22 protein-coding genes are annotated in these 23,094 nt (G+C 70.6%); 11 read left to right on the top strand and 11 right to left on the bottom strand.

What is annotated here, in order from left to right:
* Positions 1–79: 79 nt before the first annotated feature.
* The 4 genes from ACH49X_RS14570 to ACH49X_RS14555 all read right to left on the bottom strand — a co-directional run bounded on the left by ACH49X_RS14570 (position 80) and on the right by ACH49X_RS14555 (position 5,971).
* Entirely contained in the window at positions 80–496 is a 417-nt protein-coding gene (locus tag ACH49X_RS14570; RefSeq protein ID WP_195077548.1) for a DUF4233 domain-containing protein, read from the bottom strand.
* Between the two features lie 106 nt (positions 497–602).
* Positions 603–1,973, bottom strand: coding sequence for a folylpolyglutamate synthase/dihydrofolate synthase family protein (locus ACH49X_RS14565; protein ID WP_357104724.1), 1,371 nt, complete (start codon positions 1,971–1,973; stop codon positions 603–605).
* 92 nt (positions 1,974–2,065) lie between these two features.
* Positions 2,066–4,744 (bottom strand): valine--tRNA ligase, encoded by a 2,679-nt coding sequence (locus tag ACH49X_RS14560; RefSeq protein ID WP_195077547.1) that lies wholly within the window; start codon positions 4,742–4,744, stop codon positions 2,066–2,068.
* A gap of 300 nt (positions 4,745–5,044) precedes the next feature.
* Complete coding sequence (locus ACH49X_RS14555) at positions 5,045–5,971, bottom strand: NAD(P)/FAD-dependent oxidoreductase (protein ID WP_195077546.1); 927 nt, start codon at positions 5,969–5,971, stop codon at positions 5,045–5,047.
* 91 nt (positions 5,972–6,062) lie between these two features.
* On the opposite strand from ACH49X_RS14555, the gene ACH49X_RS14550 reads away from it, so the two are divergent.
* Both ACH49X_RS14550 and ACH49X_RS14545 read left to right on the top strand, forming a co-directional pair.
* Positions 6,063–6,656: a helix-turn-helix domain-containing protein gene (locus ACH49X_RS14550; RefSeq protein WP_195077545.1), complete on the top strand. Its 594-nt coding sequence runs from the start codon at positions 6,063–6,065 to the stop codon at positions 6,654–6,656.
* A 159-nt stretch (positions 6,657–6,815) separates the two neighbouring features.
* Positions 6,816–7,475: an AAA family ATPase gene (locus tag ACH49X_RS14545; RefSeq protein WP_323123919.1), complete on the top strand. Its 660-nt coding sequence runs from the start codon at positions 6,816–6,818 to the stop codon at positions 7,473–7,475.
* Positions 7,476–7,495: 20 nt separating this feature from the next.
* On the opposite strand, the gene ACH49X_RS14540 is transcribed toward ACH49X_RS14545, so the two are convergent.
* Complete coding sequence (locus ACH49X_RS14540; RefSeq protein WP_397069913.1) at positions 7,496–8,440, bottom strand: YegS/Rv2252/BmrU family lipid kinase; 945 nt, start codon at positions 8,438–8,440, stop codon at positions 7,496–7,498.
* Positions 8,437–10,014, bottom strand: coding sequence for an FAD-binding oxidoreductase (locus ACH49X_RS14535; RefSeq protein WP_195077909.1), 1,578 nt, complete (start codon positions 10,012–10,014; stop codon positions 8,437–8,439). The genes ACH49X_RS14540 and ACH49X_RS14535 overlap by 4 nt, the downstream gene beginning before the upstream one ends.
* Before the next feature lie 145 nt (positions 10,015–10,159).
* Here ACH49X_RS14535 and ACH49X_RS14530 point away from each other — a divergent pair, with 145 nt between their 5' ends.
* On the top strand, positions 10,160–10,780 hold the full coding sequence (locus tag ACH49X_RS14530) for a TetR/AcrR family transcriptional regulator (protein WP_195077544.1): 621 nt from the start codon (positions 10,160–10,162) through the stop codon (positions 10,778–10,780).
* Positions 10,781–10,823: 43 nt separating this feature from the next.
* A complete protein-coding gene (locus ACH49X_RS14525; protein ID WP_195077543.1) occupies positions 10,824–12,365 on the top strand; it encodes a glycerol-3-phosphate dehydrogenase/oxidase in 1,542 nt (513 codons plus the stop codon).
* 13 nt (positions 12,366–12,378) lie between these two features.
* Here ACH49X_RS14525 and ACH49X_RS14520 read toward each other — a convergent pair whose 3' ends face one another.
* Both ACH49X_RS14520 and ACH49X_RS14515 read right to left on the bottom strand, forming a co-directional pair.
* Positions 12,379–12,897, bottom strand: a complete 519-nt coding sequence (locus tag ACH49X_RS14520; RefSeq protein WP_357205108.1) for a GNAT family N-acetyltransferase — start codon at positions 12,895–12,897, stop codon at positions 12,379–12,381.
* Positions 12,898–12,939: 42 nt separating this feature from the next.
* Positions 12,940–13,611 carry a TetR/AcrR family transcriptional regulator gene (locus tag ACH49X_RS14515; RefSeq protein WP_195077541.1) on the bottom strand — a complete coding sequence of 224 codons (672 nt, stop codon included), beginning with the start codon at positions 13,609–13,611 and terminating at the stop codon, positions 12,940–12,942.
* 407 nt (positions 13,612–14,018) lie between these two features.
* On the opposite strand from ACH49X_RS14515, the gene ACH49X_RS14510 reads away from it, so the two are divergent.
* The 4 genes from ACH49X_RS14510 to ACH49X_RS14495 all read left to right on the top strand — a co-directional run bounded on the left by ACH49X_RS14510 (position 14,019) and on the right by ACH49X_RS14495 (position 19,279).
* Positions 14,019–15,272, top strand: a complete 1,254-nt coding sequence (locus tag ACH49X_RS14510) for an FHA domain-containing protein (protein WP_357205105.1) — start codon at positions 14,019–14,021, stop codon at positions 15,270–15,272.
* An 86-nt stretch (positions 15,273–15,358) separates the two neighbouring features.
* A complete protein-coding gene (locus ACH49X_RS14505; RefSeq protein ID WP_357205102.1) occupies positions 15,359–17,656 on the top strand; it encodes an FdhF/YdeP family oxidoreductase in 2,298 nt (765 codons plus the stop codon).
* 121 nt (positions 17,657–17,777) lie between these two features.
* Positions 17,778–18,617 (top strand): formate dehydrogenase accessory sulfurtransferase FdhD, encoded by an 840-nt coding sequence (fdhD, locus tag ACH49X_RS14500; RefSeq protein WP_357205099.1) that lies wholly within the window; start codon positions 17,778–17,780, stop codon positions 18,615–18,617.
* 80 nt (positions 18,618–18,697) lie between these two features.
* Positions 18,698–19,279, top strand: coding sequence for a hypothetical protein (locus ACH49X_RS14495; protein ID WP_195077537.1), 582 nt, complete (start codon positions 18,698–18,700; stop codon positions 19,277–19,279).
* A 47-nt stretch (positions 19,280–19,326) separates the two neighbouring features.
* On the opposite strand, the gene mihF is transcribed toward ACH49X_RS14495, so the two are convergent.
* On the bottom strand, positions 19,327–19,641 hold the full coding sequence (mihF, locus tag ACH49X_RS14490; protein WP_039796616.1) for an integration host factor, actinobacterial type: 315 nt from the start codon (positions 19,639–19,641) through the stop codon (positions 19,327–19,329).
* Between the two features lie 417 nt (positions 19,642–20,058).
* Positions 20,059–20,421 (bottom strand): hypothetical protein, encoded by a 363-nt coding sequence (locus ACH49X_RS14485; RefSeq protein WP_357205096.1) that lies wholly within the window; start codon positions 20,419–20,421, stop codon positions 20,059–20,061.
* Between the two features lie 113 nt (positions 20,422–20,534).
* Here ACH49X_RS14485 and ACH49X_RS14480 point away from each other — a divergent pair, with 113 nt between their 5' ends.
* From ACH49X_RS14480 to ACH49X_RS14470, 3 genes are all read left to right on the top strand, one after another.
* Positions 20,535–20,912 carry a nuclear transport factor 2 family protein gene (locus ACH49X_RS14480; protein WP_195077535.1) on the top strand — a complete coding sequence of 126 codons (378 nt, stop codon included), beginning with the start codon at positions 20,535–20,537 and terminating at the stop codon, positions 20,910–20,912.
* Between the two features lie 106 nt (positions 20,913–21,018).
* The gene (locus ACH49X_RS14475; protein WP_195077534.1) at positions 21,019–21,588 is read left to right on the top strand and encodes a carboxymuconolactone decarboxylase family protein; all 570 of its coding nucleotides are present in this window, start codon (positions 21,019–21,021) and stop codon (positions 21,586–21,588) included.
* Between the two features lie 225 nt (positions 21,589–21,813).
* A complete protein-coding gene (locus ACH49X_RS14470; protein WP_357205093.1) occupies positions 21,814–22,695 on the top strand; it encodes a hypothetical protein in 882 nt (293 codons plus the stop codon).
* Positions 22,696–22,804: 109 nt separating this feature from the next.
* On the opposite strand, the gene ACH49X_RS14465 is transcribed toward ACH49X_RS14470, so the two are convergent.
* Positions 22,805–23,068, bottom strand: coding sequence for a ribosomal protein L7/L12 (locus tag ACH49X_RS14465; RefSeq protein WP_195077533.1), 264 nt, complete (start codon positions 23,066–23,068; stop codon positions 22,805–22,807).
* Positions 23,069–23,094: the final 26 nt, after the last annotated feature.

Genomic DNA, 23,094 nt, shown 5'->3' with positions numbered 1-23,094 from the left:
AGCCTATCGGGCATCCTTCCGGCCCCCGCACGAGCGGTCGGCTGATCGTTTCCGGCACTCCCGCGCCGTGCGCCCGCGGCTAGGACCGCTGGATGCGCTGGCTCGGCAGCAGCCCCTTCTCCATCCGGCCGCGCACGTCGGCGCGCAGCACCAGGATGAAGCCCCAGACCACGGCGAACACCACGCCGATGACGCCGATGGACACGTGGATGAACGCGCCGAGCAGCACCAGCGCCTGCAAGGCGAGATTGAACGGCAGCGCCCAGGGCCGCCGCTGCACTCCGGCCCCGAGGAACATCACCACCGCGAGCGCCACGAGGTAGGTGCCGGACAACCAGGTCACCCCGCCGCCCACGTCGGCGACCACCGGTAACGCGAGCAGCACCACGATCGCCTCCAGCACCAGCGTCCCCGCCATCACCCCGCGCAAGCCTTTCCACGGGTCGGTCGCGGGCGCGGGCACCGGCTGTTCGTCTCGTTCGGCCGGTTCGCTCATGCTGTGCCCTCCTCGGTATCCACCGGACGCACCGGGCGACCGGCGCTCGTGCGGTGGCTCTCGGTCCCGTCATGGTCGAGCGGGCCGCCGTACGCACACCCGGCGCTCACGCCGGGTCCTTTCCGAACAGTGCGCGGGCCGCGCCCGCCGTGACCACCGACCCGGTGATGATCACCCCGGCGCCGGACACCATCTCGCCCGCGTCGCCCACCTCCTCGGCGATCGCGATCGCGGTCTCCAGCGCGTCGGGCAGCGTGGCGGCGGAAACCACGCGCTCGTCGCCGAAGCGCTGCACCGCGAGGTCGGCGAGGGTGTCCACGTCCAGCGCGCGGGGCGAACCGTTGCTGGTGACGACGATCTCGTCGAACACCGGCTCCAGCGCGGTGAGGATGCCGTCGGCGTCCTTGTCACCGAGCACCGCGACCACGCCGACCAGCTTGCGGAAGTCGAATTCGTCGGTCAGCGTCGCGGCAAGCGCTCGCGCGCCCGCCGGGTTGTGCGCGGCGTCGATGAAGATGGTCGGCGCGTTGCGCATCCGCTCCATCCGCCCCGGACTGGTGACGCTCGCGAAACCCGCGCGCACGGCGTCGATGTCGAGCCTGCGCTGCGCGCCCGCGCCGAAGAATGCCTCCACCGCCGCGAGCGCGAGCACCGCGTTGCGCGCTTGATGCTCGCCGTGCAACGGCAGGAAGATCTCGTCGTACACCCCGCCGAGGCCCTGCAACTCGAGTTGCTGCCCGCCCACCGCGATCTGCCGGGCGAGCACGCGGAACTCCGAGCCCTCGCGGGCGACCGCCGCGTCCACCTCGACGGCGCGGCGCAGCAGCACCTCCATCGCCTCCGGCTCCTGCTGCGCGATCACCGCGACGTTGTCGCGGGGCACCAGGCTCTCCGGGGCGCGCTTGATGATCCCGGCCTTCTCCCCCGCGATCGAAGCGAGGTCCGGACCGAGGTAGTCGGTGTGGTCCAAGCCGATCGGCGTGATCACCGCCACCTGGCCGTCGATGACGTTCGTGGCGTCCCAGGTGCCGCCCAATCCCGTCTCGACGACCGCGACATCGACCGGCGCCTCGGCGAAGGCAGCGTAGGCCATGCCGGTGAGCACTTCGAACTTGCTCATGGCGGGCCCGCCCGCGGCCGCCGACTGCCTGTCGATCATCTCGACGTACGGCAGCAGCTCACGGTAGATCTCCACGTATTTCGCCGGGCTGATCGGCGCGTTGTCGATGCTGATCCGCTCGGTGGCCAGTTGCAGATGCGGACTGGTGATCCGGCCGGTGCGCCGATGCAGCGCGGTGAGCAGCGCGTCGATCATCCTGGTCACCGAGGTCTTGCCGTTGGTGCCCGCGATGTGGATGGCCGGGTAGCTCTGCTGCGGCGAGCCGAGCAGGTCCATCAGCGTGGCGATCCTGGTGAGCGACGGCTCGATCTTGGTCTCCGGCCAGCGCCGGTCGAGTTCCGCCTCGACCAGCGCCATCTCGGCCAGTTCCACCGGCGAGGGGCCGGAGCCGAGCCGCGCGCCGCCGCCACGGCGCTCGTCGTCGCCAGATTGCGGTTCCGGCTCGTGGTTCACTTGCCGCTCAACTCCGCCAGTCGCGCCCCGATCCGGGCCACCTCGTCGGCGGCCACCTGCTGCCTGCCGCGGATCTTCTCGACCACGTGCTCGGGCGCCTTGGCCAGGAACGCCTCGTTGCCGAGCTTGGCGGTGGTGGTCTCGAGTTCCTTCTGCGCGGCGGCCAGGTCCTTCTCCAGCCTGCGGCGTTCGGCGTCCAGATCGACCGCGCCGGAGGTGTCCAGCTCCACGGTGACCGTCCCGGTGCTCAGGCGGACCTCCACCGACGCGGTCGCGGCGAAGCCCGCGCCGGGCTCGGTCAGCCGCGCCAGGTTCGCCACCGACGCCGCCTGCTCGCCGAGCCCGGCCGCGTCGACCCCGATCAGCTTGGCCGCGACCTTCTGCTTGTCGGCCAGGCCCTGGTCGCTGCGGAACCGCCGGATCTCCGTGATCAACCGCTGGGTGTCCGAGATGCGCTGCGCCGCTTCCCGGTCCGCGGGCACGCCGGAGGCCTGCGGCCACGGCGCGATCACGATCGACTCGCCGCCGGTCAGCGCCTGCCACAACGCCTCGGTGACGAACGGGACGACCGGGTGCAGCAGGCGCAGCACCGCGTCGAGCACGGCGCCGAGCACCAGCCTGGTCGCTTCCGCGCGCGCGCCGTCGGCGGCGAACTGCACCTTGGCCAGCTCCAGGTACCAGTCGCACAGCTCGTCCCACGCGAAGTGGTAGAGCGCCTCGCACGCCTTGCCGAACTCGTAGGCGTCGAACGCGGCGTCGGCTTCGGCGCGCACCGCGTCCAGCCGGTCCAGGATCCAGCGATCGGCGTCGGTGAGCTGGGCGCGGTCGGGCAGTTCCCCCACCCGCGCGCCGTTCATCAGCGCGAACTTGGTCGCGTTGAACACCTTGGTCACGAAGCTGCGCGAGGCGAGCACGTGCGGCTCGCCGACCGAGAGGTCGCCGCCCGGCTGCGCGCCGCGCGCGAGGGTGAAGCGCGTCGCGTCGGCGCCGAAGGCGTTGATCCAGTCCAGCGGGTCGATGCCGTTGCCGCGCGATTTGGACATCTTCTTGCCGAACTGGTCGCGGATCAGGCCGTGCAGGAACACGTCCTTGAACGGCACCTGCCGCTGGCCGCCCTTGCCGGTGGTCAGCACGGCGTCCTCGGCGACGTAGGTGCCGAACATCATCATCCGCGCCACCCAGAAGAACAGGATGTCGTAGCCGGTGACCAGCACGCTGGTGGGATAGAACTTCTCGAGTTCGGCGGTGGCGTGTGGCCAGCCCATCGTGGAGAACGGCCACAGGCCGGAGGAGAACCAGGTGTCGAGCACGTCCGGGTCCTGCACCCAGCCCTCCGGCGCCTGCTCGTCGGGTCCGACGCACACCACTTCGCCCTCGGGGCCGTACCAGATCGGGATGCGGTGGCCCCACCACAGCTGGCGCGAGATGCACCAGTCGTGCATGTCGTCGACCCAGCCGAACCAGCGCGGCTCCTGGCTCTTGGGGTGGATCACGGTGTCACCGTTGCGCACGGCATCGCCGGCGGCCTTGGCCAGCGATTCGACCTTCACCCACCACTGCATGGACAGGCGCGGCTCGATCGGCTCGCCGGTGCGCTCGGAATGCCCGACGGAGTGCAGGTACGGCCGCTTCTCCGCGACCACCCTGCCCTCCCGCGCGAGCCGCTCGCGCACCTTGACGCGCGCCTCGAAACGGTCCATGCCGTCGAATTCGGTTCCGGTGCCGGTGATCCGGCCGCGCTCGTCCATGATGGTCGGCATCGGCAGCCCGTGCCGCAGACCCAGCTCGAAGTCGTTGGGGTCGTGCGCCGGTGTGATCTTCACCGCGCCGGAGCCGAACTCGGGATCGACGTAGTCGTCGGCGACGATCGGGATCTGCCGTCCGGTGATCGGATGCTCCAGAGTGGTGCCGATCAGCTGTCGGTAGCGCGGGTCATCCGGGTGCACGGCCACCGCCGTGTCGCCGAGCATGGTCTCCACCCGGGTGGTGGCCACGACGACGTGCGGTTCGTCGTCGCTGAGCGAGCCGTAGCGCAGCGAGACCAGCTCGCCTTCCACGTCCTCGTACTTGACCTCGATGTCGGAGATAGCGGTGCGCAGCTCGGGCGACCAGTTCACCAGCCGCTCGGCGCGGTAGATCAGGCCCGCGTCGTAGAGCCGCTTGAACATCGTCTGCACGGCGCGCGAGAGGCCCTCGTCCATGGTGAAGCGGTCGCGGCTCCAGTCCACGCCGTCGCCGAGAGCGCGCATCTGCCACTGGATGGCGCCGCCGGATTCCCGCTTCCAGTCCCACACCTTCTGCACGAACAGTTCGCGGCCGAAGTCTTCCTTCGTCTTGCCGTCCACCGCGAGCTGCTTTTCCACCACGGTCTGGGTGGCGATGCCCGCGTGGTCCATGCCGGGCAGCCAGAGCACCTCGTAACCCTGCATGCGCTTGCGGCGCGACAGCGTGTCCATCAGGGTGTGGTCGAGGGCGTGGCCCATGTGCAGCGTGCCGGTGACGTTCGGCGGGGGCAGCACGATCGAATAGGCCGGCTTGCCGCTGCCGGGGTCGGCGGTGAAATAGCCAGCGGCTACCCAGCGCTCGTACATCTCGGCCTCCACCTCGCTGGGCGTCCAGCTCTTGGGGAGTGCATCGGCACGATTACGCGTGTTGTCAGGGGCTGCGCTGGTCACCCCGCGATTCTAGAGCGCGTCGATCGGCCGACTTCGGGTCGGTCGACCCGGCTCACCGCCGCCCACGCATCCACCCGCCGGTGGCACTTCGGAAATCGGCAGGGTATCGGCCCGCAGGGACGCCGCGCGGAATCGTTCGGAGGGGAATTCCACGACGAAGACGAAGAAAGGCGGAGTCTTCGGTGGATGAGGGACACCGAACACTCCGCCTATGTCAGAAGCTTACCGGCGATCCACGACCGCACTCGGAATCCATAAGCAATTCTCAGCTTCCGGCATTTTCTACCCCGGATACACCCCTTATCGGGCGAGGACGGCGACGTCGGCGAGCACCAAATCGCCGTTGATCGCGATGGCCGCGGTCGAGCCGGCGCCCGCCGCGGATATCACCTGGGCGGCCGGATTGCTCACATTACCGGCGGCCCAGACACCGGGCACGCTGGTGCGCCCGGTGGCGTCCGTCACGACCCAGCCGTTGTCGTCGAAGGCGCAGCCGAGCGCCACCAGCACGTCGTCGGCGGCGCGGAAGGCCGGCGCGACGAACATCGCCGTTCTCGGCACGGCTCGCCCGTCGGCCAGTTCCACACCGCGCAGCCGGTCGTCCACCACGAACCGCGCGACCGCGCCTTCGACCACACGGACCCCGCGCGCGTCCAGGTGGGCGCGCTCACCATCGGACAGCGGCATCGTGTTGGGGAAGAAGACGACGTCGCCGGACCACTGCGGCAGCAGCAGCGCCAGGTGCACCGCCCTGGCCATGGCGCCGGGTTCCGGTCCGCCGAGCACGCCGATCGGCTGGTCACGAACCTCGTAGCCGTGACAGTAGGGGCAGTGCAGCACGTCGCGGCCCCATCGTTCGCGCACTCCGGGCAGCTGCGGCAGTTCGTCGCGCAGTCCCGTCGCGACCAGCACGCGGCGCGCTCGCAGCGTCGCACCGCCGCCGAGCCGCAGCGCGAACTCCGAGTCCCCCGCCGGTTCCGCGCCGACGACGAAGTCGGAGATCAGCTCCGCGCCGTAGCCCGCCGCCTCCTCGGCTCCGGCCGCCAGCAATTCCGCGGGCGGCATGCCATCCCGGGACAGGAACCCGTGCATGTGCTCGGCGGGCGCGTTGCGCGGCGCACCGCCCCTGACCACCGCGACCCGCCGCCGCGCGCGGGCCAGGACCAGCGCCCCGGACAGCCCCGCCGCACCGCCACCCACGATCACCACGTCATATGTCTCGCTCATTCGCGATCACCTCCACCGACACAGTGCCGTCGACCGGCGGCATTCAGCAACTAATATTGCCGAATCCGGGAAAACGCGGTGCACTGGTGACATGTCCACACCACCGGGCGTCGCCCGAGCCCTCGCCGACATCGGTCCGCGACTCAAAGCACTGCGGACCCGCCGCAATGTCACACTCACCGCGCTGGCGGAAAGCACCGGGATCTCCAAGAGCACGCTGTCGCGGCTCGAATCCGGCCAGCGAAAAGCCAGCCTGGAACTGCTGCTGCCGATCGCGATGGCCCATCAGGTGCCGTTGGACGAACTGGTGGCCGCACCGAAGATCGCCGACCCCCGGGTCCACACGACGGCACGCAAGACCAACGGGCTGACCATTCTTCCGCTGACCCGGCAACCGGGGCCGCTGCAGGCGTTCAAGATCGTCATTCCACCCGAGCGCAGCGAGCCGGACCCGAAGGTGCACGAGGGTTTCGAGTGGCTCTACGTGCTGTCGGGACGGCTGCGGCTGGTGCTGGGCGAGCACGATCTGACGCTCGGCCCCGGCGAAGCCGCGGAATTCGACACCCGCCAACCGCATTGGTTCGGCAGCGCGGGGCGGGGCCCGGTGGAAATCTTGAGCCTATTCGGTTCCCAGGGCGAGCGAATGCATCTGAGAGCGCGGTCGGCTGGCCGCAAACCCACGTGAACCGACACGTGCCTGAAATGTCCGATATTGCCGAATCGGCGAAAACTCGGGAGGCTGGAGAGGGTGAACACCCCAGGCGCGCCCTCCCCGGCGAATCACCAAGAAAAACCAGGGTTTTCCCGGTTGTCGAACGCGTCTCGGCCACGGACGCTGGGAGAGGTGAACCCCCCGCTGGAAGCCGCGCCGCAGCACGTCCCGGAACCGGCGCCGCCGATCCTGTTCCCGGCCGCACTGCATGATCTGCGCGGTCACGCGGTCGCGGAGCTCCGATATCCCGCCGCGGCGGCGCTGATCGTCGCCGGCGTCCCCGGCGCGGGCAAGAGCACCGCCTTGGGCAAGTTCTTCGACGCCGACGCGGCGGCCACCGCACCGTCGCGCAGTTCCGCCGGGGTGCTGGTGCTCGACTCGATACAGGCGCGCAATCGGTGGCGGCCCAAACTCCGGTGGCTGCCGTATCTCCTATGGCGACCGGTGGTGCACGTGGCGCACTTCCTCGCCATCCGCGCCGCGCTGCGTGCGGGCGGCCCGGTGGTCATCCACGACTGCGCCACCTTCCAGTGGGCGCGCACCCTGATCGCCCGCTGGGCCGCGCATCGCGAACTGCACCTGCTCCTGCTCGATGTGCCCGCACCGGTGGCCAAGGCGGGTCAGCACAGTCGCGGACGGCGGATCAACCGCGTCGCCTTCCGGCTGCACGTGCGCGGCTGGGGCCGATTGATGAGCGCGGTGGCCACCGGACACGCCGCCCGCGGCGCGCGGTCGGTGGTCATCGCCGACCGCGCCACCGTGGACAACTTGCGGTGCGTGACCTTCGCCTGACCGGCGAAAGCCGATGCGGCTCAAGGCACCAGCACGGTCAGAGCCGCCGGGACGGCCCGGATGGTGATCGGCAGGACGCCCGCCGGTTCGCCGTCGGCGGTGGCGGGCGCGCCCGCTGCGGTGAGCGTCACGGCCGCGGCACGGAACTGCTTCACCTCCGGATGATCCTGGCGTTTTCCCGCCGACAGCGCGGGCAGCAAGCGCAGCATCTCCCGGCGCGACAGCGCGCCGACCACGGTGAGGTCGAGCAGTCCGTCGTCCATGATCGCGTCCGGACAGATCAGCATGCCGCCGCCGTAGGTGCGGGTGTTGCCGACCGCGACCATGACCGCTTCGGTCTCCAGCACAGAGCCCGCGCCCGGGTTGGTGAGACCGTCGGTCACCGCGTCCACCAGCTCGACCCGGTAGGGCACGGTGAAGCGGCCGGAAATCTCGGACAGCGCGGCGAGGGTGTAGCGCAGCCTGCCTTTGGGCCAGCGCATCTCGTTGGCGCGCAGGGTGACCCGCGCGTCGAACCCGGTGCCGGTCACCGTGGCGAACCACATCGGCGCGCCGGGCGATTCGATCCTGCCGAGATCGATCGTCCTGGTCCGCCCGCGCAGCACGAGCGCAGCGGCGGCGACCGGGTCGTCGGTCGGCACACCCAGTTCCCTGGCCAGGTCGTTGCCGGTGCCTGCGGGAACCATGGCGAGCGGGACGCCGGTCTGCGCCACGGCCGGGAGGGTCACGTTGAGCAAGCCGTCGCCGCCGACGCAGACCACGGCATCGGGCGGGACCGCGTCCGCGATGGACTCCCGCACCTGCCGGGCCGTTTCGGCGGCCGAGGGCGCGCACACCTCGGTGACCTCGGCGCCGCCCGCGCGCAGGCGGCCGATCGCGGCGCTCGCCGCCTCGCCGCTCCTGCCGTGCCCGGAACGCGGGTTGGTCACGACGGTGACCTTGCGCACCGGCGAATGGTCGTTCACGGCACCAGCTTTCCGGGGTTCATGATGCCGGCCGGGTCGAGTTCGGCCTTCACCGCGCGCAGGACGCGCACGCCGAGCTCACCCACTTCGTCCGGAACCCAGGGACGATGGTCGGCGCCGACCGCGTGGTGATGGGTGATGGTGCCGCCCGCCGCGATGATGGCGTCGCCGGCCGCGCGCTTGGCGGCCTGCCACTGGGCCGGCGCGTCGTGCGCCTGCTTGGCGACGACGGTGAAATACAGCGACGCCCCGGTCGGGTAGGTGTGCGAAATGTGACACATGACCAGCGGCGGCGTTCCCTCGGCGCTGAGCGACTCGCTCAGCGCCGCGGTCACCTCCGCCTTGAGCGCGATCACGTTGGACCAGGTGGTGGCGGTTTCCAGCGTTTCGCAGAGCACGCCCACATCCAGCAGCGCGTCGCGCAGATACGGCGCGGCGAAACGACCGTGCTCCCACTCCCTGGCCGGTGTCTCGCCCAGGGCCGAGCCGCCCGCCGCCGCCAGCAGCGCACCCGCTTCCGCGCTGCGCGCGGCGACGTGCGCGGCGCTGCCCTCAAAGGTGGTGATGGCCAGGCATCCGGCCACCGGGTTGCCGCCGACGTCGCCGGACCGGGCGAGGTTGATCCCGGTCTCCGCCTCGTCGGACAGCCGCAGCACGGTCGGCGCCGCGCCCTCCTGCACCACAGCGCGCAGGGCGGCGGCGCCGGTCGCGAAATCGGGAAACGACCATGCCTGGTAGGCAACGGTTTCCGGGACCGGGTGCACGCGCAAGGTGACCTCGGTGATCACGCCGAGCGTCCCTTCCGATCCGACGAACAGCTCACGCAGGTCCGGCCCGGCCGCCGAGGCGGGGGCGCGCCCGAGCGCCAGGGTGCCACTGGGCGTGGCGATCTTCAGCCGCTGCACCATGTCGTCGAAGCGGCCGTAGCCCGCCGAAGCCTGGCCGGATGACCGCGTCGCCGCGAAGCCGCCGATGGTGGCGAACTCGAAACTCTGCGGGAAGTGCCCCAGCGAAAGCCCGTGCTCGCCGAGCAGTTCCTCCGCGCGGGGACCGGTGAGTCCCGCACCCAGCGTGGCCGTGCCGCTGATCGGATCGATCTCGGTGACCGTGTCCAGCCTGCGTAGATCCAGGGCGATCACGATGTCGAAACGACCACGCAGCGGTTGCACGCCGCCCACCACGCTGGTGCCGCCGCCGAACGGAACCACCGCGACGGAGTTCGCCGCGCAGTAGGCCAGCACGGCGAGCACCTCGTCGTGGCCGGCCGGGAAGACGACGGCGTCCGGCGCGTCCTGCGGGCCATCGGCCCTGCGGCGCAGCAGATCGGGTGTGCTCTTGCCCCCTGCGTGCCGCAGCCGATCGCGGTGGTCGGTCGACACGTTGCCGGCGCCGACCACCTCGACCAACCCGGCTCGCCGCGCGGGCGTCAACGCCGATTCGCGCAGTGGCACGTCGCCCTCGTCGCGACGCGCCACCGAGTCGCCGGATACCCCGAACACCTGCGTCAGCAGGCCGCGGACCCGATCCGAGAGTGGCTGGTGCCCGGCCGGGACACCCCAGGCATCCCAGACCATACTCGCCGCCGGCCCGCTCACGTCGGGCTTCGCGGCGGAAGCCGGATCGGCCGGGGTGCGCTGCTCTGTCTCCACCATGCGTTACAGTTTGACATAAAGTGTCAAGCAGTAATGATTTGCCGATCTACTTCCCGGTGGTGACACGTTGACCGCTCCCGACGACTCCGCCGAGCGCCTCTCGGCGACCGACCTGGCGATTCTCGACGCCGCTCGCGCCTGCGTGGCGGAGTTCGGCGTGCGCCGCACCACCCTCACCGAGGTGGCGCGCCGAGCGGGCGTCAGCAGACCGACCGTCTACCGCCGCTGGCCGGATACCGGCGCGCTGGTGGCCGAACTGCTGGTGCGCGAGCTGCGCGGGATCGTGGCGGCGACGATGCCGTCCGCGGGCAGCGCGCGCGCCAGGTTGGTCGACGGCGTGGTCGCCGGGGCGGCGACAGTCCGGTCGAATCCGTTGTTCGGCAAGATCTTCCGCACCGACACCGACCTCATGCTCACCTACGTCTTCGGCAGGCTCGGACGCAACCAGCGCGCTCTGATCGAGCTGTTCGCGGCGGGTATCCGCGACGGCCAGCGGGACGGCTCGATCCGCGCGGGCGACCCCGATCGCATGGCCACGATGCTGCTGCTGATCGCCCAGTCCGCGGTGCAGTCGGCGGGCACCGTCGCACCGCTGCTGGCCGGCGAGCACCTCGACACCGAACTCCGCCGCGCGATCGACGGATACCTCGACCACCGCGAGACCGGCGAACCGAGGCACACGCGATGAGCCGTGTTTCGCGCGCTTCTCGTCAGAACCGAAAGGCCTCGTGATGAACCCTGATCCGGGACACACCGGTGATTCCGCGTTGAACGCCGCCCGCCGCGCCGCGGATCTGTCCCGGCTCGGCGACGGCGCCGAGGTCGACGTCCTGGTGATCGGCGGCGGCGTCACCGGCGCGGGCGCGGCACTGGACGCCGCGGCCCGCGGGCTGCGCACCGTGCTGGTGGAACGCCACGACCTGGCCTTCGGCACCAGCCGCTGGAGTTCCAAGCTGGTGCACGGCGGCCTGCGCTATCTGGCGAGCGGCCGGGTCGGCATCGCGCACGAGAGCGCGGTGGAACGCGGCATCCTCCTGCGCACCACGGCGCCGCACCTGGTGCGCCCGCTCCCCCAGCTGGTACCGCTGCTGCCGAACGTCGGCACGGCGCAAGCCGCGCTGGTGCGCGCCGGTTTCCTGGCGGGTGACCTGCTGCGGCGTGGTGCGGGCACCCCCGCGGCGCTGCTGCCACGGTCCCGGCGCGTCGCCGCAGCGGAGGCGGTGCGGCTCGCACCGACCGTGCGCCGGGCGGATCTGCGCGGCGGGCTGCAGGCGTGGGACGGACAGCTCGTCGACGACGCGCGCCTGGTCGTGGCACTGGCGCGCACCGCGGCGGCCAACGGCGCACGGATTCTGACCCGCGTCGAAGCCCGAGACGTCACCGGGAATTCGGCGACCCTGCGCGACACGCGCACCGGCGAGACCCTCGCGGTGCGGCCGCGCGCCGTGGTGAACGCCACCGGCGTCTGGGCCGATCAGGTGGATCCGAGCATCCGGTTGCGCCCGAGCCGCGGCACCCACCTGGTGTTCTCCGCCGCCTCCTTCGGTGGCCTTACCGCAGCGCTCACCGTACCGGTGCCCGGCAGCGTCGGCCGCTTCGTCTTCGCTTTTCCCGCCGCGCACGGCCGGGTGTACCTGGGATTGACCGACGAAGATGCCCCCGGCCCGGTGCCCGACGAGCCGAAGGCCACCGACGGTGAGATCGATTTCCTGCTCGACACCGTCAATCCCGCCCTGCGCGAGCCGCTGACCCGCGACGACATCCGCGGCTCGTACGCCGGACTGCGCCCGCTGCTGGAGACCGCCGACGACAGCACCGCCGACATCTCCCGCAAGCACGCGGTGCTGCGATCCCCGACCGGGATCGTCACCATCGTGGGCGGCAAGCTCACCACGTACCGGAAAATGGCCGAGGACGCGATCGACGCCGCGGTCGCGCACGGCGGCCTGACCGCGGGACCGTGCCGCACCCGGCGGCTGCCGCTGGTGGGCGCGGTCTCCGGCGCGGAGCGCGATCGCATCGACGCCCCGCCCGTACTGATCGACCGCTACGGCGGCGAGGCGGCCACCGTGCTGGCCGCGGCCCGCCGTGACCCCGCGCTCGCAGAACCGGTCGCACCCGGAATCGACGTGCTGGCGGCGGAATTCGCGTTCGCGGTGTCCCACGAGGGGGCGCTCGATGCCGGCGACCTGCTGGATCGGCGCACGCGCATCGGCCTGATCACCGCAGACCGGGTCGCCGCGGCACCCGCAGCCGCGCGCGCCCTCACCTGACGGCCCGGTTCGCTCAGTCCATCGACCACGTGGACAGCTCCGCGCGCATGCACGCGCGCGGCCAGCGGTCGAGCCCGTGGGCCCGCTCGGCGGCGCGCAGCGCGATCAGCCCCGGCGTCTCTTCCGCGGCCGACAGATACCGGAAGCCGAGGCGTTCGTAATACGGGCCGTTCCACGGCACCTCGGTGAACGTGGTCAAGGTCAACGCGGGCAGGCCCGCGGTCGCCGCCCAGCGCGCGGCCCGGTCGAGCAAGCGCTTGCCGATGCGGCGCCGCGCGTGCTCCGGGCGTATCGAGACCTGCTCGATGTGGGCGTTCCCGTCGACCACTCCCACCAGGAGATAACCGATCGGCAGCTCGTCATCGGTCCACACCCAGGCCCGTCCCGCCTGCTGGAACTGTCGCAGCGTCGCCAGCGGGGGTGGTTCGTCGTCGGCCACCGTCGTCATGCCGATTTCCGCGAACGGCTCGCCCGCCGCACGCTCGATGTCTTGCAGCACGGGGAGGTCTTCGGGCGTCGCGGGCCGGATCACCGGCTCATTGTGAATGCCCATCGGCGGGCGGGCCAGCGCATTTCACTCCGCCCGTGTGGCGAGCATGCCGTTGAGCAGCACGCGCACGGCCCAGGCCGCGCGCGCCTCGCCGCCGCCGGCCAGCAGCGTCTCCCGCATGGCCACGACGGTCGGATAGCGGTCGGCCGGAAGTTCCGCGAAGCGCCGCTCGATCGTGGCGAGGTACTCCTGTTCGCTGCCGCCGCCCGTGCGGTGCGCGCTCTGTTCGGCCGCCGACGCGGTGACGTGCAGATACAGCAGGTCCACCGCCCACGCCGCGGTCCGGTCGTCCAGTCCCGCCTCGATGAGCGAGCGGAGCATCAGCTCCACCAGGCGTATGGCGTTCGGACTGCTCGGGATCACGCCGAGCGCCACAAGCGCCAGCCCTTCGTGCCTGCTCATCGCCGCCACCATGGCATCGACCAGCGCGGTGAGCCGTTCGCGCCAACTCGCCCCGGCGGGTTCGGGCACCGAACCGAGGACATGGTCGAGCATGGCGGCCATCAGATCGTCGCGATTGGCGACGTACACGTACAGCGACGCGGCGCCGGTGTCCAAGTCCTGCGCCACCCGGCGCATGGTCAGCGCCGCCGCTCCGTCCCGGTCCAGAATGCGCAGGCCGGTCTGCACGATCACCTCGCGGCTCAGCGGAGCTTTGGCCGGACGGGCCCTGCGGCTGACGGCTGCTGCGCTCATCGGGTGAGCATAACCAGGGGCGAACGGCGTTCGGACGAACGGCGCAATTCCACGACGGAGGGACACCCGCCTAGCGCCCTCGCACAACGGGTGGGCAGGCGATCCGAGACATGGCCCCGGTGAGTCCTCGTACCGTCGGTGGGTGACCCACGACATAGTGATATATCGCCCCACATGACCGGCAGCTCGCTGCGGAAAACACCACAACGCGCAGCTCACAGCCCCTGCCGAAGGCGGAACCGACCGTTGGCGAGAACCCGCCCGGCGGAGTGTGATTCGAGCATCCGGCGGCATGGCGCGGCGATCGCGATGTCCGCCGCGCGATGCGCGCGGAGCCCGGTTCGGTTGTCGCCGACGCTCTATGCTGGCTTCGGTATGCCGGTAGTGCGCCGGGAAGGAGGGCGCGGGTGCGCAGACAACCGTCCACCGTGGGTATCGCACCGGGCGACGGGCTCGTCGCCCGATTCGGTGCGGTCGTCGCCTACCTCGGGGCCGAAACGACCTCCACGGACCGAATACTCGGCACCATCGAAGCCGTGGCCGAAGGCGAGCATCCCGGCGCCGCGCTGGCGCAGCGCTTGGCCGCGGTGATCTTCGGCAGCACGGTGCAACCGCCGCCGTTCGGCGTCGTCGCGCCGACCGCGGACGGGGTGCTGATCCTGCTGCGCGGACCGGTGACCGCGGAGATCCAAGGCGCGGAGGGCGCCCGCCGCCTCGACGGCGGGCGTGCGTTCACCTGGGTGGACGAGATCGTGCGCGAACCGGTGCGCCGCATCACCATCGGCGCGGGCACCGGCGCGCCGCCCACCGCGCTGCCCCGCACCGACCTGCGCTCAGGCGTGGTCCCCGGTGGCGGCTTCGTGCTGCACGCCGCGGTACGACGCGCCGGAAAGCCCGCCGGGCCGCGGACATCCGAGCCTTCCGCCCAGGGCGAGCCCGAGCCGACGGCCGCGGCCGGTTTCGCCGCGATGCCGGAACCGACCGGCGCCGCCGACGCCGTCGTCCAGGCAAAGCCCGGGGCCAGGCAGACCGGTACGTCCGACGCCGTCGCGCAGGCGACCCCCGCTCCCCGGCCGCCCAGCGCCGCCGACGCCGTCGCACCCGCCCGGCCGACCGAGTCGTCCCGCCCCCTCGTCAAACCGCGCCCGCCCCGGCCCGTTCCGGATCGACCGCTCGCGTGGTCGCAGGTGCAGCCCGCGCACGAACCGGTCGCCCTGCGCAAAGCGCCCGACAACGGCGGAACGCGTGGCCTGCGCCAGGCAGCGCTGTCCGCGGAGGCCACCGTCGGCGCCCTGGTCACCGAAGAGGGGGCGGCCTACCCGTTGGACCGCGCCTACGTCATCGGGCGCGGACCGCAGGTGGACGAAGCGGTCCGCACCGCCGCCGCCGAGCCGATCGTCATCCAGCGTGACCGCCACGTCTCGCGAGTCCATGCCTATGTGTCGGTGGACGGCGGCAAGGTGTACATCCGGGATGCCGCCGCCACCTCCGGCACCTTCATCGCAGGCCCCGGCACCGATCAGTGGACCCGGATCAGCACCTCTCCGACCGAACTCCCGCCCGGCTGGCGCGTCCGCATCAGCGAGCGAGTCCTCACCCACCGCGGCGATACGCAACGCACGGGCACGACGGATATCGCGGGAGCACGCCGCCGTTCGTGACCGCAGGGTGCGTCGGCCTCGAGCCGGAGACCAGCCGATCACCCGGTCGCGTCCGGTCCGGCCCGCGCGGGGAGGACAATGGCGACATGCACCGAAACGGACCGAGCCGCGACATCGACGAGTCCGAGCTGACGGTGACCCCGCCCGAAGAGCAGGCCGGGGGCGTCACCGCCGTGGCGGTGGCGTTGAAACGCTCGATCGAGGAGATGGGCGTGGTCCGCGCCGCGCGCACCCTGGCCCGGGTCAATCAGGTGCACGGCTTCGACTGCCCCGGCTGCGCGTGGCCGGAGCCGACCGGCCACCGCAGGCCCGCCGAGTTCTGCGAGAACGGCGCGAAGGCCGTCGCCGAGGAAGCCACGCTGCGCACGGTGACTCCCGAGTTCTTCGCCGCGCATTCGGTGGCGGAGCTGAGCGAGAAGTCCGGCTATTGGCTCGGCCGGCAGGGCAGGCTGACCCACCCGATGGTGCTGCGGCCCGGCGACACCCACTACCGGCCGATCGCCTGGGACGACGCCTACCACCTGATCGCGGAAACCCTGCGCGGACTGGACTCGCCGGACGAGGCGGTGTTCTACACCTCCGGCCGCACCAGCAACGAGACCGCGTTCCTCTACCAGCTGCTGGTGCGCAGCTACGGCACCAACAACCTGCCGGACTGCTCCAACATGTGTCACGAGTCCTCCGGCGCGGCACTGTCGAATTCGATCGGCATCGGCAAGGGCTCGGTCTCCATCGATGACTTCGCCGAGGCCGACCTGATCGTCGTCGCGGGACAGAACCCGGGCACCAACCATCCCCGGATGCTCAGCGCGCTGGCCGACGCCAAAGCGAAAGGCGCCCGGATCGTCGCGGTGAACCCCCTGCCCGAGACCGGGCTGCTCGGCTTCCGGGACCCGCAGACGATCAAGGGGGTCACGACCGGTGTGCCGATCGCCGACGACTTCTTGCAGATCCGCCTCGGCGGTGACCTGGCCCTGTTCCAGGCGCTGGGCCGCCTGCTCCTGGAAGCCGAGGACCGCGCGCCGGGCACGGTGGTCGACCGAGCGTTCGTCGACGCACACTGCGCGGGCTACGCCGAATACGAAAAGCACATGCGCGCGGTCGATTTCGACACGGTACTGGAAGCGACGGGCCTCACCAGGGCGGAGCTCGAGCACACCGCGGAACTGTTCGCCCGCTCCCGCAACATCATCCTGTGCTGGGCGATGGGCCTCACCCAGCAGACCCATGCCGTGGCCACCATCGAGGAGGCCACCAACCTGCTGCTGCTACGCGGCATGATCGGCAAGCCGGGCGCGGGCGTGTGCCCGGTGCGCGGCCACTCGAACGTGCAGGGTGACCGCACCATGGGCATCTGGGAGAAGATGCCCGCCGCCTTCCTCGACGCCCTCGACCGCGAGTTCGGCATCACCAGCCCGCGCGAGCACGGCTTCGACACCGTGGCCGCCATCCGCGCCATGCGCGACGGACGGGCGAAAGTGTTCGTCGGCATGGGCGGCAACTTCGTCTCCGCGACCCCCGACACCGCCGTGACCGAGGCCGCGCTGCGCGGCTGCGCGCTCACCGTGCAGATCTCCACCAAACTCAACCGCAGCCACATCGTGCACGGCCGCACCGCGCTCATCCTGCCGACGCTCGGGCGCACCGACCTCGACCTCGCCCCCGACGGCAGCAAGAACCAGGTGTCGGTGGAGGACTCGATGTCGATGGTGCACCTGTCCACCGGACGGTTGAAGCCGGTCAGCGACCATCTGCGCAGTGAAGTCGCCATCGTCTGCGAACTCGCCCATGCGCTCTTAGGCCCCGATCACGCGGTGGGGTGGGCGCGGTTCGCCCGCGACTACGACAGCATCCGCGACGCCATCGCCCGCGTCGTCCCGGGCTGCGCCGACTACAACGCGAAAGTCCGCGGCCGCAACGGTTTCCAGCTACCGCATCCGCCGCGCGACGCCCGCGAATTCCGCACCGCCACGGGCAAGGCCAATTTCGCCGTCAACGAGCTGACCTGGCTGCCGGTCCCCGAAGGCAGACTGATCCTGCAAACCCTGCGCAGTCACGATCAGTACAACACCACCATCTACGGCCTCGACGACCGCTACCGTGGCATCCACAACGGCCGCAAGGTGGTGCTGGTCCACCCCGACGACATCACCGCGTTCGGTTTCCGCGACGGCGATCCGGTCGACATAGTCTCCGAATGGACCGACGGCACCGAGCGCCGCGTCGAAGGGTTCCGCCTGGTCTCCTACCCGACGCCGCGCGGCAACGCCGCCGCCTACTATCCCGAGACCAACCCTCTCGTACCGCTGGATCACGTCGCGAAACGATCGAACACGCCCGTCTCCAAAGCGGTCACCATTAGGTTCGAGGCGAGCAAGGCATGACCGACCGGGTCCGTCAGCAGGACTGCGCGGCCACACACGGGCTCGCTGGTGCCGCCGAGCAACGCCGCATGGGCGGCAGACCCCGCGCGTCGAGCACCGCTCGCGCTGTAGGAAACACAGCATGAGCCGCGTCACCGCCCGCCGCCGGATGCGCCGGATCTCGCCGAGCGGAGAGATCCACCGCCCGGACACCCTCGCCGTCGAAGAACCGCTGGAGATCCGCATCGGCGGGCAGTCGCTGACGGTCACCATGCGCACCCCCGGCAACGACATCGACCTGGTGCACGGTTTCCTGCTGAGCGAAGACGTGATCGGCTCCGCCGAGGACATCGTGGCGGCCCGCTACTGCGCGGGCACCGACGACAAGGGCCGCAACACCTACAACGTCCTCGACGTCACCCTGCGCACCTCCGTCCCGGTGCCGACACGCTCCTTCCTCACCACCGGAGCCTGCGGACTGTGCGGAAAGACCGCCCTGGACGAAGTTCGCACCCGCACCAGGTTCCCGCTGCCCGCCGGCGGCCCGGTGGTGGATACCCGGGTACTGGCCGCGATGCCCGGCCTGCTGCGCGACCGCCAATCGGTATTCGAGGCCACCGGCGGCCTGCACGCCGCGGGCCTGTTCACCGCCGACGGCGAAGCGCTCGCCGTACGCGAGGACATCGGCAGGCACAACGCGGTGGACAAGGTGATCGGCTGGGCCCTGCGTGAATCCCTGATACCCGCCCAAGATTCGGTGCTGATCGTGAGCGGGCGCGCGTCGTTCGAACTGGTGCAGAAGGCCGTCATGGCCGGAATCCCGATGCTCGGCGCGGTCTCGGCGCCGAGTTCGCTCGCGGTCGATCTCGCCGCCGACGCCGGACTGAGTCTGGTCGGCTTCCTGCGCGGCGACACCATGAACGTGTACACCGCTCCCGACCGCGTCCGCGCCGCTCCGGGCGCGGACTCGTTGTTGGCCTGACTCACTATTGCCCGCGCCCGACGCCCGTTCTACCGTGACTGCACGGAGCCGGAACGGATTCTGCGAGAACGGAGCGGCCGATGCGGATTTCGGTGGAGGGGAACTCCGATGGCCTGCGGGTGCGGATGCGGTTCGAACAATACCGCCGCCTGCTGCTGACGCGGATCGTGCTGGCCGTCTTGGCGGTGCAAGGAGCGATCGTCGGTCTCTGGGCCACGCTCGCGCCGCACTCCTGGTACACCAGCTTTCCGGGGTTCGGCGCCCGATGGGTGGCGGCGGACGGGCCGTACAACCACCATCTGGCGGCCGATGTGGGGGCCTTCTTCCTGGCGCTGACTGCGGTGACGATCGCCGCGCTGGTGGTCAACCGGACCACTGCCGCCCGCATCGCGGGCGTCGGCTGGCTCACCTTCGGTGTGCCCCATTTCCTGTACCACCTGCTGCACCAGCCCGCCGAACTCGGCGCCGCGAGTTTCACCGCCAGCCTGATCGCGGCGTTGTTGCTGGTAATCGGCGGGGCGGTCTGCGTCTTCCTGCCGCCGCGGGGCGAGCTGCCCCTCTCGGAGCCGCGACCGGTGACGCTGCGTTTCCCCCGCCGCCGTCCGAGCGGCAGATCCGGCGGCCGAGTCCGGGACGCCCGTGGACGATCACCACGGGCGTGATCCGGTGAATCCGCGGATGACGCCGCGTCTTCCGAATTCCCCGCCCGTCAGTCCTTCAGCGCTTCGAGCAGTGCCGCGCGCTGGCGCGCCCCGAGCCCACCGATCCGGCGATCCTCCGGGATCTCCGCCTGGTCCATCAGCTTCGCGGCCTTCACCGGCCCGACACCGGGCAGGGCCTTGATCACCGCGGCCACCTTGGTCTTCTTCACCAGCTCGTCGGAGTCGGCCTTCTTCAGCAGATCCGCGACCGAAACCTTGCCCGCCTTCACCTTGCCGATCAGTTCGGAGCGTGCCTTGCGGACCGCAGCCGCCTTGGCCAAGGCCTCGGTGCGCTGCTCTGCGGTCATGGTAGGCAGTGCCATGTCTCCTCCGCTTCCACTCGTCACTCGAACATCTGGTTGACCGGACCGAGTAAACAGCACGGCACCGGGCACGCAAGCTCGACACACCGCGCACGAACAGCGGAAATAGCGATGAATTTCCCCGCTCCGCGCCGTCGGAACAGGTGAACGGCCGACGCTCGCCGGGCGAAAAGGACGAAAGGACCATCACGTCAGCGGGCTGCTCCGCGGTCGGTTCGCCACGCCGGATGGCCGGTGCCGAAGACGGGGCGCTCCGGCAGCGACGACCCGGAAATGGCGGCTATCGAGCAGTAACACGCGGTCCGCTGTTCCCGACACAATCAACAGATGCCGAGCGCGGGTCATGGTTCAACGGCGAACCTGGGAGATCAACGGCGATCGCCCGCGTGTCCGCCCGGGTCGCACCGGGCGGACCTGTCAGCCCGCACAACAGAACATCGTCCGGTTCGCACGAACCGTGACGGCATGACGGCAGGAGGCCGAGCCCCCGCCGGAAACGCCTTCGTCCTCGGCGCTGCGCGGGCCCGGCAGGCGAGCCATCGCACCGTCGCCTCGCCGAAGGCGCATCCGCCCGCCGCGGCCCTCTCCGTCGGGGTGGACGTTCCGTTCGTGCTCGCGACCGTTGACGTCGCGTACCGTGCGCAGCGCCTTGATCCCGCCGTGGCGGGCGCGCCGCGTCGTCGCGAGCGGCGACCGGATGATGTTCTGCCATCCGAATCCGGGTTCACGCCGCATTCCGGGCCGCATGACGCGCACTGAGCGGCCGGTCGGCCACAGCACAGCTCACCACCGCGGTGCGGATCGTCGTACTGAACGAAACGAAGGGGATCGAATCGGGCGCGCGAACGCGCTAGGCTACGAATTAGAACACGTTTCATTTCGAAGGAGACGCCGTGGCCAAGCAGATACGCGACGTGGTCGAGCAGTACGTCAAGCTGGTCGGCTCGGGTCCGACCGAGGACATCGTCGCGCTGTACGCGCCCGACGCGATCGTGGAGGACCCCGTCGGCACCCCGCCCAAGCGGGGCCACGACGCCATCCGCGAGTTCTACGAGGTGATCGCCGCACTGGATCGGGAGACCGAGTTGCGGCCGGAGGAGGTCAGGATCGCGGGCAATCAGGCCGCGTTCCCGTTCACCATCGTTACCAAGGTCGGCGGACAGCGCTTCGTCCTGTCGCCGATCGACGTGATGGAGTTCGACGAGGAAGGCCGGATCACCGGGATGCGCGCCTACTGGAGCCAGGAGGACATGCGGGTCGAGCCCGAGTAGCGCGCGACGGCCGGGTGCGCCACGTCACATCGCGGCCCCATCACATTCCGGCGCGGTCTCTCGTCCGAGAAGTAGGAACCACATCCGCTGATCGAAGGAGATCGACATGGGCGCCACCCGTATCGCCGCCGTCACCCCGCAGCAGGCGGGACCGACGACCAAGCTCCTGTACCGGCTGGCCAAGCGCCGCTTCCGTGAAGTGCCCGAGCCCTTCGCCGTGACGGCCAACCATCCGAAACTGCTGCGCGCGAGCGCGGTCCACGAAACCATGGTCGACAAGGCCAGCACCGCCCTCCCCGCCGTCATCCGCGAGATCGCGGTCTATCGCACGGCGTGGACGATCGGTTGTTCGTGGTGCGTCGACTTCGGGGCCATGCTCATGCGCCTGGGCGAGCTGGACGTGGCGCGGCTGGAACACATCGCCGACTACGCGACCTCGCCGTTGTACTCCGACGACGAGCGCGCCGCCATCGCCTACGCCGACGCGATGACGGCGACGCCGACCACGGTCACCGACGAGCAGATCGCCGACTTGGAGCGGCGGTTCGGCCGAGCGGGCGTGGTCGAGCTCAGCTACCACATCGCGCTGGAAAACTCACGCGCCAGGTTCAATTCGGCACTCGGCATCACCGCGCAGGGCTTCAGCACCGATTCCTGCCGCGTGCCCTGGGCCTGAAAACGGCCGCGGCGCTGCGGAAATGGTCCGGCCTCACCTGGCACTTCAGCGCCGCGTCCGCTCCGGGCTGTCGCTACGGCCCGGAATGCACTAAGAATAAGAGGTGTTGACGTCGCCTGGCCGTACCGCGGCCTGCGAGCTATCTTCGCGAGTTTCGGTGCGGGATAGGCCGTGTCGGCGTCTTCGGTGTCTCGAGTTCCCCTCCGCCCGACCGTTTGGAGCCGCATGCTCGACGAACAGACCCCGGACGACGACGTCGCACGGCTGGCCAGGCGAGTCGAGAAGGCCCGTGGCCGGCTCGCCTACCAGTTCGACCCCGCGCTGACCGGCGCGCTGTCGGAGGAGGAGCTGCTCGCCGAACGCGAACTGGCCGAACGCATCCGCACCCAGGACCGCGAACAGCGCTGGAAGCACGCCGAGGCGGGCGCCGCGGGCGCCGACCGGGCCAGGCACACCGCGGAGGCCATCGAGAAGGCCGAGATCAGAGATCTGCTGCTGGCGCGAAAGGCGATCGCCGCGCAACGGCGCGCCTCCAGCCCGCACGCCAGGCTGGCGTCGCTGTACCGGCACCGCTCCTGGTCGCTCGGCGCGCTGGCCGGCGTGGTCGCCGCCGGAATGCTGTGGTCGGCGGTCAACGTCCAGCACAACATCGCGCCGGGCGGGCCGGACGACCCGCTGTACTGGTTCAGCTATCTGCTCGAGGCGATGATCAGCGTGTCGCTGATCATCATCATGATCGGCACCAACAAGGTCACCGAATGGGGCGTGCTGGACAACCGCAGCCAAGTGGCGGCGGCCGAGATGGCCTTGCTCGCGCTCACCGTGGGACTGAACACCTACCCGTACGTGAGCGCGGGGCGGTGGTTCGACGCGGGCGTGCACGGAGTCGCCCCGGTGATGATCGGCGTCGCCCTGCTCATCCACGATGCCGCGAGCGCGCGATACGGACGCGCGATCGGCTACGCCACCGAGCAGGTGCGCAGCCTGCCCGACCCGACCGGGCACGAACCCTTGCCGGAACGCTCCGCGGCGGACGGCCCGTCCAGCGCGAGCGCCGACTTCCCGGTGGAGCTGCACACCCCCGCCGTCCAGGGCGCACACGGCTAGGTCTATTCGGCAGCGGCACAGCACAAGTCGTTCGGGAAGCGCCGCCTTACCAGCACATGACAGCGACGGTGTGCGAGCCGTCGAGCCCGGTGCTCGTATCGCCCGGAGGTCAGTACGGATACCGCCGTTCGACGGCGTCCTTGGCCTCTTTGAGCCCGCACCCGGTGAGTTCGCGATACCGCTTGATCGCGTGAATCTTCTTGCCCTGCGCGAGAAGAGCATCGATTTCGGCCATGCCGTCGCCGTGCGGGACGGACGGCACGGCGCGCGGCGCGGCCGAAGCAGGGGCCTCGATGCCCAGATGGCGCATGATCAGATCGAGCTTGGCGTGCAGGGCATCGACCTCGCGCTCCAAGCGCCGGTTGGCGAACATGCCCCGATGGTAACGACCGGGATCAC

The organism is Nocardia sp. NPDC019323, assembly GCF_044389845.1.
Classification (GTDB): domain Bacteria; phylum Actinomycetota; class Actinomycetes; order Mycobacteriales; family Mycobacteriaceae; genus Nocardia; species Nocardia implantans.
This window is presented reverse-complemented; position numbering and strand designations above follow the sequence as displayed.

Bases quoted from the DNA above. Each gene is read 5' to 3' on its own strand.
- ACH49X_RS14475 (WP_195077534.1), top strand. From the start codon at position 21,019: ATGGGCGCCACCCGTATCGCCGCCGTCACCCCGCAGCAGGCGGGACCG.
- ACH49X_RS14570 (WP_195077548.1), bottom strand. From the start codon at position 496: ATGAGCGAACCGGCCGAACGAGACGAACAGCCGGTGCCCGCGCCCGCG.
- mihF (WP_039796616.1), bottom strand. From the start codon at position 19,641: ATGGCACTGCCTACCATGACCGCAGAGCAGCGCACCGAGGCCTTGGCC.
- ACH49X_RS14515 (WP_195077541.1), bottom strand. From the start codon at position 13,611: ATGAGCGCAGCAGCCGTCAGCCGCAGGGCCCGTCCGGCCAAAGCTCCG.
- ACH49X_RS14470 (WP_357205093.1), top strand. From the start codon at position 21,814: ATGCTCGACGAACAGACCCCGGACGACGACGTCGCACGGCTGGCCAGG.
- ACH49X_RS14465 (WP_195077533.1), bottom strand. From the start codon at position 23,068: ATGTTCGCCAACCGGCGCTTGGAGCGCGAGGTCGATGCCCTGCACGCC.
- ACH49X_RS14495 (WP_195077537.1), top strand. From the start codon at position 18,698: ATGCGGATTTCGGTGGAGGGGAACTCCGATGGCCTGCGGGTGCGGATG.
- fdhD (WP_357205099.1), top strand. From the start codon at position 17,778: ATGAGCCGCGTCACCGCCCGCCGCCGGATGCGCCGGATCTCGCCGAGC.
- ACH49X_RS14505 (WP_357205102.1), top strand. From the start codon at position 15,359: ATGCACCGAAACGGACCGAGCCGCGACATCGACGAGTCCGAGCTGACG.
- ACH49X_RS14535 (WP_195077909.1), bottom strand. From the start codon at position 10,014: ATGGTCTGGGATGCCTGGGGTGTCCCGGCCGGGCACCAGCCACTCTCG.
- ACH49X_RS14550 (WP_195077545.1), top strand. From the start codon at position 6,063: ATGTCCACACCACCGGGCGTCGCCCGAGCCCTCGCCGACATCGGTCCG.
- ACH49X_RS14525 (WP_195077543.1), top strand. From the start codon at position 10,824: ATGAACCCTGATCCGGGACACACCGGTGATTCCGCGTTGAACGCCGCC.
- ACH49X_RS14555 (WP_195077546.1), bottom strand. From the start codon at position 5,971: ATGAGCGAGACATATGACGTGGTGATCGTGGGTGGCGGTGCGGCGGGG.
- ACH49X_RS14565 (WP_357104724.1), bottom strand. From the start codon at position 1,973: ATGGCGCTGGTCGAGGCGGAACTCGACCGGCGCTGGCCGGAGACCAAG.